General features: G+C 73.3%; 5 protein-coding genes. 3 read left to right on the forward strand and 2 right to left on the reverse strand.

Going from position 1 to position 6043, the window contains the following annotated elements:
• Positions 1-206 precede the first annotated feature (206 nt).
• On the reverse strand, positions 207-1844 hold the full coding sequence (locus tag C1I93_RS27375; RefSeq protein ID WP_111246162.1) for an ABC-F family ATP-binding cassette domain-containing protein: 1638 nt from the start codon (positions 1842-1844) through the stop codon (positions 207-209).
• Positions 1845-1928: 84 nt separating this feature from the next.
• Between C1I93_RS27375 and C1I93_RS27380 the strand changes: the two genes are divergently transcribed.
• The 3 genes from C1I93_RS27380 to C1I93_RS27390 all read left to right on the forward strand — a co-directional run bounded on the left by C1I93_RS27380 (position 1929) and on the right by C1I93_RS27390 (position 3649).
• Positions 1929-2681 carry an ROK family protein gene (locus tag C1I93_RS27380; RefSeq protein WP_111246163.1) on the forward strand — a complete coding sequence of 251 codons (753 nt, stop codon included), beginning with the start codon at positions 1929-1931 and terminating at the stop codon, positions 2679-2681.
• Between the two features lie 162 nt (positions 2682-2843).
• The gene (locus tag C1I93_RS27385) at positions 2844-3212 is read left to right on the forward strand and encodes a tetratricopeptide repeat protein (RefSeq protein WP_111246164.1); all 369 of its coding nucleotides are present in this window, start codon (positions 2844-2846) and stop codon (positions 3210-3212) included.
• 182 nt (positions 3213-3394) lie between these two features.
• A complete protein-coding gene (locus C1I93_RS27390; protein ID WP_013736060.1) occupies positions 3395-3649 on the forward strand; it encodes a Smr/MutS family protein in 255 nt (84 codons plus the stop codon).
• A gap of 33 nt (positions 3650-3682) precedes the next feature.
• On the opposite strand, the gene C1I93_RS27395 is transcribed toward C1I93_RS27390, so the two are convergent.
• Positions 3683-6043: M28 family peptidase (locus tag C1I93_RS27395; protein ID WP_258378357.1), on the reverse strand; the 2361-nt coding region annotated here is incomplete at its 5' end.

Genomic DNA, 6043 nt, shown 5'->3' on the forward strand with positions numbered 1-6043 from the left:
CCCATACCCCCTACAGCCCCCGGTATGCGGGTAAGGAGGGGCCCCCTTTTAACGCCTCGTGTAGAGGAGGGGCCCCCTTCTAACAGCTTGGTGTCCGCCCGACGTGCGCTGGGGTGTCCGCCCGACGTCCGCTGGGGTGTCCGCCCGACGTGCGCTGGGGTGTCCGCCCGACGTCCGCCCGACGTCCGCTGGGCGTCTGCTCGGCGTCAGCCCTCGGTGACGTGCCCGGCCGTGACCTGAAGCCGGCGGTTGACGGGCACCGCGTCCAACATCCGCCGGTCGTGGGTCACCAGCAGCAGCGTGCCCGGATACCCGGCCAGCGCCGACTCCAACTGCTCGATGGCCGGCAGGTCGAGATGGTTCGTCGGTTCGTCAAGCACCAGCAGGTTGACCCCGCGTCCCTGCAACAGCGCCAGCGCGGCCCGGGTGCGCTCGCCCGGGGAGAGCGTCGCCGCCGGTCGCAGCACGTGCTGGGCGCGCAGCCCGAACTTGGCCAGCACGGTACGCGCGTCCGCCGGTGACAGCTCCGGTACGGCGGCCCGGAAGGCGTCGAGTAGCGGCACCTCCGCGAAGAAGAGTCCCCGCGCCTGGTCCACCTCACCGACCACCACACCGGGACCGAGCGCGGCCTGGCCGGCGTCCAGCGGCAGCCGGCCGAGCAGGGCGGCCAGCAAGGTCGACTTACCGGACCCGTTCGCCCCGGTCACCGCCACCCGGTCAGCCCAGTCGATCTGCAGGTTCACCGGCCCGAGCGTGAAAGCTCCCCGGCGTACCACCGCGTCGCGGAGGGTGGCCACGACGGCTCCGGCGCGGGGCGCGGCGGCGATCTCCATCCGCAGCTCCCATTCCTTGCGCGGCTCCTCGACCACGTCCAGTCGTTCGATCAGCCGCTCCGTCTGCCGGGCCTTCGCCGCCTGCTTCTCGGTCGCCTCGGTGCGGAACTTGCGGCCGATCTTGTCGTTGTCGGTGGCCTTGCGCCGGGCGTTGCGTACCCCCTTCTCCATCCAGGCGCGCTGGCTGCGGGCGCGGGCCTCCAGGCCGGCTTTCGTGTCGGCGTACTCCTCGTACTCGGCGCGTGCCTGGCGGCGGGCCACCTCCCGCTCCTCCAGGTACGCGCCGTAGCCGCCACCGAAGTGGTTGATCTGCTGCTGGTGCAGGTCCAGTTCCAGCACCCTGGTCACCGTGCGGGTCAGGAACTCGCGATCGTGGCTGACCACCACGGTGCCGGCGCGTAGCCCGGTGACGAAGCGTTCCAGCCGCTCCAGTCCGGCCAGGTCCAGGTCGTTCGTGGGCTCGTCGAGCAGGAAGATGTCGTACCGGCTGAGCAGCAACGACGCCAGCCCGGCGCGGGCGGCCTGCCCGCCGGAGAGCCCGGTCATCTCCTGGTCGAGGTCGACGGCGAGACCCAGCTCGGCGGCCACCTCCTCGGCCCGCTCGTCCAGATCCGGACCGCCCAGGCCGAGCCAGCTCTCCAACGCGCCGGCGTACGCGTCGTCCGCGCCGGGCGTCCCGACGGTCAGCGCCTCGGTCGCCGCGGTCAGCGTCGCCTCCGCCGCCGCCACCCCGGTGCGCCGGGCCAGAAACTGCCGCACCGTCTCGCCCGGGCGCCGGTCCGGTTCCTGCGGCAGGTGTCCGACGCTCGCGCCGGGCGGGCTCACCGCGACGCTGCCGGCCTCCACCGGAAGCAACCCGGCGAGGGTACGCAGCAGCGTGGACTTGCCCGCGCCGTTCGGCCCGACCAGACCGACCACGTCACCGGGCGCGATCACCAGGTCCAGCCCGGTGAACAGGCTCCGGTCCCCGTGCCCCGCGGCGAGGTCCTTGGCGATCAGCGTGGCGCTCACAAGCAGTCGAGCCTACCCGCCCTGCCGGAGTGGTTGCGGTGACCCGCCGCGCCTGCCGGCGCATCACGAGGCAGACTCACCTTCGTGCAGACCACTCTGGCGATCGACTGTGGGGGCGGCGGGATCAAGGCGTCGGTCCTCGACGGGGCTGGCACCATGCGGGCCCAGCCGTTGCGGGTGCCCACGCCGTACCCCCTGCCGCCGGAGCTGTTCGTCAAGACCCTCCTGGAGCTGGGCGGTCGGCTGCCGGCGGCGGACCGGGTGACGGTGGGGATGCCGGGCATGATCCGGCACGGCGTGGTGGTGGCCACCCCGCACTACGTGACCCGCTCCGGCCCGCGTAGCCGGGTGGATCCGGCGCTGTTCGCCCAGTGGTCGGGCTACGACGCCCGCACCGCCCTCGCCGCCGCGTTCGGTCTGCCCACGCTGGTGCTCAACGACGCCGAGGTGCACGGCGCGGGTGTGGTCGCCGGCACCGGCTGTGAGCTGGTGCTGACGCTGGGCACCGGGCTGGGCAGCGCGCTTTTCGACGGCGGCGTGCTCGCCCCGCACCTGGAGCTGTCCCACGCCCCGGTGCGCTGGGGCACCACCTACGACACCTACGTCGGCGAGCCGGAGCGCCGCCGGCTGGGCGACGCGTTCTGGTCCCGCCGGATCCGTCAGGTGGTGGAGGGGCTCCGCCCGGTGTTCCGCTGGGACCGGCTCTATCTCGGCGGCGGCAACTCCCGTCTGATCCGCCCGGAGCAGCTCGCCCGGATGGGCGACGACGTCGTGGTCGTCCCCAACAGCGCCGGAATAGTAGGCGGCGTCCGCGCCTGGGACCTCGCTTCCGTGTAAGGAGGGGTCCCCTGCTAACGCCTGGTGTATAGGAAGGGCCCCCTGTTAACAGCCGGGCACCCGGGAGCCGCGGCTGGCCGGAGAAGCGCGCGGGAACAGTCGCGGTACGGCCGGTGTTGTGCCAGCGTCGGGACAGTGGTGCGATAGGAGGGGGTGGGCGGAATGGATCTTCTGGCCGAGTACCGGCGGGCGACCCTTTTCTTCGAGTCCGGTGACCCGAGCGGCGCGGCCCGACTGCTCGAACCGATCGTCGAGGCGGAGCCCGACAACGCCGCCGTACGGCAGCTGCTGGCTCGCGCGTACTTCCAGTCGGCCCAGCTCAGCCGGGCCGAGGAGCACCTGCGGGAGCTGGTCGACCGCAACCCCAGCGACCACTACGCCCACCACGTGCTGGGCCGGACGCTGGAGCGGTTGAACCGGCACAGCGACGCCCTGCGGCACCTGCGCATCGCGGCGGCCATGCACGCCACGAACGACGACTACACGACCGCGTTGCGGCGGGTCGAGACCCGTGTCGGCAGCCGCCGCTGAGGCGGCGAGCCGGGTGGGTCGATGACCGCTGACCGGTGGATTCGTCGAGTCGACGGGTCCGGCGGCCGATCGGCACGAGACGAAGGGGCGGCCTACCCGGGCCGCCCCTTCGTCGTCCTCGGGGTCGGCGGGCGGCCTGCCTACCATTGCCGCATGGCAGCCGACCGGACGGTGGACGTGGCATGAAGCTGAAACTGGACCTGCACGACATCTTCAACAAGGGCCACGACATCGACCGGGCGCTGCGCGGCATCATGGACGAGGCGGTGGCCAAGAAGGCCACCCTCGTCGAGATCATCCCCGGCAAGGGCTCCGGCCAGCTCAAGAAGCGTGTCCTGCGCTTCCTCGACCAGAAGGACGTCAAACAGCTCTACCACCGCGTCGAGAAGGACTCCAAGAACTTCGGCCGCCTCTTCGTGCACTTCCGCTGGAAGTAGCCACACCCGCTGCCGCAAGGGCGCGGTGGAGGGTCAGAGCGAATGGGTCTGGGCCACGGCGAGCATCTCGGAGCTGTGGGAGCCGGCGACGCCGACCTCCGGCGGGCGGGTGCGGAAGCCGGGCAGGTCATCGAGGCCGTCGCTGGCGTCCATGACGCGTAGCGCGATCTGCTCCGTCTTCGGGGCGAGGGTAAGCGTGATCTCGACACCTTCGACGGGCGGGGCGTGGAAGACCACACCGAACCCCCAGCGTCCAGGCCGGGCCTCCACCGGGACGGAACGACTGGCGACCTCGGCCCGACGCACCTCGGCGGTGGACGTGTCGACATGCAGAGTGACCAGGCGTACCTGCCGTTGCGGGGTGAGCCGGAGCCGCAGGGTGCGCTCGCCGGCCGTGGTGGTGTCGGCCAGCATGTCCAGCCGGGGCGCGGGCAGGTCGGCGGCTGGTGCCGGGCCGCCGAGCAGCTCGGTGGAGCCGATACCGGGGAAGTCGTCGGCGACGGAGACGGAACCGTCCACGTACCCGTCGGTCCAGGGTTGTGGCGTGGCCTCGTGGCTGAGCCAGCGGGCCTGGCCGGTGCCGGCGTCCAGCGCGTACATCAGGTGGGTGGGGGCGGGATGGTCGGCGTCGAACCGGTCGACGGCGAGGCCGACCCCGGCGCAGACCGCCGCCGCCAGTGCGGCGGCGCCGGCGGGCAGCGCGCCGAGCCGGCGCGCCCGCAGCGCCGGGATGCCCCGCTGGCCGCCCGCCTGCGGGTGCAGCAGGTCGAGCACGGGCAGCGCGGCCAGGCCGAGCAGCACCGCGAAGAGTGCCGCGACGCCGCCCATGGCCATGCCCAGCGCCGGGAAGAGCAGCACCACTGTCGGCAACAACACGATCATCACCGCCGCCGCGGCGGCGGTGACAGCGATCACCGGTGCCGGGCCGTCGAGACGGGTGGTCACCGCCACCAGCCCCGCGAGCGCACCGGCCAGGGCCGGCAGGGTCGCCAGGTACGCCCCGCCGGGCACCAGGATCGCGAGCACCACGCCGAGCAGCGCCAACCAGCCCAGCGCCCCGATGGCCAGCGCGGCCGGACCGACCCGGCGACGGGTCAGCGCGTACCAGGTGCAGAGCACCGTGGCGGCCAGCGCCAGCACCGACAGCCGGTACCAGGTGGGCCGGTACGGGTCGAGCAGCTCGGCGTGGCCCGGCCGGAGTGCGGTGATCCCCGCCCAGAGCAGCTGCGCGCCCAGCGGTGCCACCACGATCGGCACCAGGGAGAGCGCGAACCCGCCGACCAGTTGACCGCCACCGGCCCGACCCCGGCGACGGGCCAGCCAACCCAGGGCGATCACGCCGGCCAGCGCCAGCAGCGCCAACGGCAGCACCAGTGGGCCGGGGTAGCGGGCCAGACCACCGAGGACCGGGAAGTAGGTGGCGTCGTGCCCGGCCCGCAGGTCGTCCAGGTCGACCCGGCCGAACTCACGGGCCAGACCGAGCGCGTTGTCGCCGTGGTGCTGGAGGCTGGCCCGGTCCATCGACTCCGGGGTGTCCAGCGGGGTGTGGTAGATCGCGCCGCCGTCGAGGTACGCCGAGTTCATCCCGACGAACCCGGCGTCCAGGAACGCGGTGAAGTCGGTGTCGTTGGGCAGCGCGCGGTAGACCTCCACCGCGAACGAGGTGCCCACCGGGTGTGGCGCGGCCCGGCCGAAGACATCGACGAGCGCGGCGTTCTGCGGTGACGTCTCGAACATGATCACCGGCCCGGTGCGCCCCCGCGCCTCCAGGTTGAGCACCACACCCTTCCCCGTGGCCAGCGGATGGTCGGTGGCGAACGCCGACGCGCCGCACAGGCACGCCTCCTCGGCGTCGGTGAGCACCAGGACCACGTCGTTGCGGAGTTGGGGGCCGGTGGTCAGCGCGCGGGCCACCTCCAGGATGGTGCCCACCCCGGCGCCGTCGTCGTTGCCGCCGGGCCCGCTCTGCACGGAGTCGTAGTGGGCGACCAGGAACACCGTGCCGGTCGGGTCGGTGCCTGGCACCCGGGTCACCAGGTTGCGGACCCGGGCCAGGGTGGTGCCGCCGGCCGCACCACTGAGCTGCCCGGCCTCCTTGGCGACGGTGTCCTGCACCTCGGGCGCGAGGCCGAGACCCCGCAGTACGGCCTCCAGGTGGGCGCGGACCGCGTCGTTGGCGGGGCTGCCTGCGGCGTGACTCCGCCCCGCGATCTGCTGCACGTGTGCGTACGCGCGTTCGGCGCTGAACTCGTCGGCCGGCGCGTCGGCCGGGCGGGGGGCCGGCGGGCGCAGCTCGACGAGCACACCCGCCCCGAGGGCGACGAGAGCCGTCAGCGCCGCCAACGCGGCGAGCGGGCGCCGGCGCGGCCGGGCGAGGGCGCGGTCCGCCGCGGG

This window comes from Micromonospora endophytica (assembly GCF_003236305.1).
Lineage (GTDB): Bacteria > Actinomycetota > Actinomycetes > Mycobacteriales > Micromonosporaceae > Micromonospora > Micromonospora endophytica.